3 protein-coding genes are annotated in these 2,694 nt (G+C 53.9%); all 3 read right to left on the bottom strand.

The annotated features are described in order from the left end of the window. Nucleotides 1–805, bottom strand: an 805-nt coding sequence (locus tag DBO31_RS01140; protein WP_369907299.1) for an acetyl-CoA hydrolase/transferase family protein, incomplete at its 3' end; no start/stop codon positions are given. Between the two features lie 53 nt (nucleotides 806–858). Then, nucleotides 859–2,043, bottom strand: coding sequence for a pyridoxal phosphate-dependent aminotransferase (locus DBO31_RS01135; protein ID WP_059076280.1), 1,185 nt, complete (start codon nucleotides 2,041–2,043; stop codon nucleotides 859–861). A 181-nt stretch (nucleotides 2,044–2,224) separates the two neighbouring features. Next, the coding region (locus DBO31_RS09230) for an MFS transporter (protein WP_200817426.1) at nucleotides 2,225–2,694 on the bottom strand (470 nt) is incomplete at its 5' end.

The raw sequence follows: 2,694 nt of genomic DNA, 5'->3' as shown, positions 1-2,694 counted from the left end.
TTCCCTTCTGCAGGGTCTTACGCTTATTGGTGATCTTGCCGGCCTTATACAGGTCGAGATAGCCATCGCTCATGAGTTCTGTATGCATGCCCAGGTCCCTGAGGTCTGACCCGGCAATGAGCGACCCCAGGGCATTGGGCATACCGCCGATGCCGAGTTGCAGTGTGTCTCCATCGTGGATGAAGGGAAAAATCTGGGCGGCAATCTGCTTATCCAGTTCACTGGCTTCCCGGCTTGGGGCTTCGCTCAGAGGCTGATCATTTTCAACGACAGCATCGACGTCGCGGATATTGATGTGATCATCGGCCATACCGTATATAAAAGGCATATGGGGATTGACTTCCAGGATAATCCGGTCAGCCGCATCGAGCATTTCCTGCATACAGCAGTTAGTCAGGCCATAGCTGAAATTGCCATAGCGGTCCATGGGCGATACGGTCACCATGGCCACGTTGACCGGCGCCTGGCCGCGGCTGTAATAGGAGCCGCAGAAGCGGAACATCATAGGCGAGAAGAAAGCCCGTCCCGTATCGATATACTTACGATCCAGTCCCGAGCAGTGCCAGAGGTTGTATGTAAAGGCCTGCCGCTGCGGGTCCTGTTCTACTATCTGGACAGGGCGCATCGATATGGCGTGGCGCACCTTCACGTCAGTGAGCTCATCCCGCCGTGCCGCCAGAGCCGCATCGAGAGCCGCCGGAAAGGAACAGGTCTGGCTATAATCGACCCAGTCGCCGGACTGGACGAGATGCACTGCCTCTTCGGGAGTGTGCAGTTTTTCCTGATATATTTCGAATGGATTCAAGAGTAAGACTCCTTTAAGAAAATTTCAAAATTCCCGGCCCATCGGCGCCACCATTATTTATACTGGTCGATGAGCTTCTGGAAGGCGGCAAAGCTGCGGCGGATCATATCAGCTTCGACGCAGTAAGAGACGCGGACGTAACCCGGGCAACCGAAGCTGTCTGCCGGTACGATGAGCAGGTTCAGGGCCTTGGCCTTGTCGGAAAATGCCTTGGCATCCGGTTCCGGTGATTTGACGAAGAGATAGAAGGCCCCCTGGGGATAGACGCAATCATAACCCATATCTTTCAGGCCATTGTACAGGAGCTTGCGATTGTCATCGTAGATGCTCATATCGCTGGTCTTGCCCAGGCACTGGAGGACGACATCCTGGAAGAGATGAGGCGCGCAGACGAAGCCCATGGACCGGCCGGCTCCACAGACGGCAGGATACACGTCTTTGTCCGATACAGAATCCGGTACGAGGATGTAGCCGATACGTTCGCCGGGAAGGCTCAGGGATTTGCTGTACGAATAGCATACGAGCGTATCGGGATAAATAGCCGGCATATAGAGGATTTCCAGACCGTCGTAGGTGATTTCCCGGTACGGTTCATCGGAAATAAGGTAGATGGTATGGCCGATTTCGGCACTCTTCTTAGTCAGGATGGCTGCCACTTTTTCCATCGTTTCCCGCGAATAGACCGTACCTGCCGGGTTATTCGGCGAGTTGACGATGAGAGCCCGCGTATGGGGGGTGATAGCAGCTTCCAGTTCGTCCAGTTTAATCTGGAAGTGATCCGTATCAGGAGGCAGCATGACTTTTTTGGCGCCAGCATTGGCAATAAAGACTGTATATTCCGGGAAGAACGGTGCGACGACGATGATTTCATCATCGGGATCTTCGACGATAGCTTTAAGAGAAATGGTCAGTGATGCTGCAGCCCCGCAGGTCATGTAGAAATTATCGGCCCCAACGCCGGCATCATAGGTCTGATTCATATAGTCTGCCAGTCCTTTGCGAACGGCCAGATCCCCGGCAGCGGCCGTATAGCCGTGGATAGCGGCTGATTCCCGTGTAGCCAGGATATGTTCAATCGATTCCCGGATGCACGAAGGGGCCGGTACAGTCGGATTGCCGATACTGAAATCAAATACATTTTCTTTGCCTACCTTGGTGGCCTGGGCCTGTCCGTACGCAAACAGTTCGCGGATAGCCGAACCCTGGGAACCCAGTGCATACATTTCTTTATTTGCCATAGAAAATCACTCCTTTATGATGAATACCTATATTGTACCACAGGTTACCCCTGCAGTGCATTTGTTTCAACAGGCAGCACACAGACAAACCGGAAAGCATCATCCCGGCAAAGGCCGGAACGGTGAGAGAAGGGAGTACAGCTGGAGCCTTCCGATTCATCCATCTGCTGCCTGTCACTGGTTAGCGGCGGATTGCCGTCGTAATGACAACTCCGATAACGGCCAGTATGGCGATGATGATAAAAGCCATCATGGGCGTGCCATTGGCAAACATGGGGCCGAGGGTCGAAGCGCCGATAAGATTGAGATTGACGATACTGAAATTCATGCCATAATTCCGGGAGCCATAGAATGAGGCAGCAAAGGCAGACCCCGTCGGCGGACAGGCGCCATAGGCCAAGCCCGTAAGGACAAAGGCTGTCAGAAGGACAGGCTGGCTGTGGCTCACATCGGCACCGGCAAGGGCAGCAGCCGCTGCCAGATAGACCACAGAGACGGTATACATAGTGACTTTGCAGCCCTTGCTGTCAAAGAGCTGCCCCGCCAGTACGCGGCCCGCGCCATTGGCGATAGAAATGACACCGGCAATAGCTGCTGCCTGTGTGAGATTTCCACCTACGAAAGTCCCGGCATACCCGGCAGAAATATTGA

The organism is Megasphaera sp. DJF_B143 (assembly GCF_900320625.1).
In the GTDB taxonomy this organism is placed as follows: Bacteria; Bacillota; Negativicutes; order Veillonellales; family Megasphaeraceae; genus Megasphaera; species Megasphaera hexanoica.
Note: the sequence above shows the minus strand (reverse complement) of the source record. Positions and strands in the feature narration are given on the sequence as shown.

Excerpts from the sequence above, each read along its gene's own strand:
- DBO31_RS01135 (WP_059076280.1), bottom strand. The coding sequence starts at position 2,043 with ATGGCAAATAAAGAAATGTATGCACTGGGTTCCCAGGGTTCGGCTATC.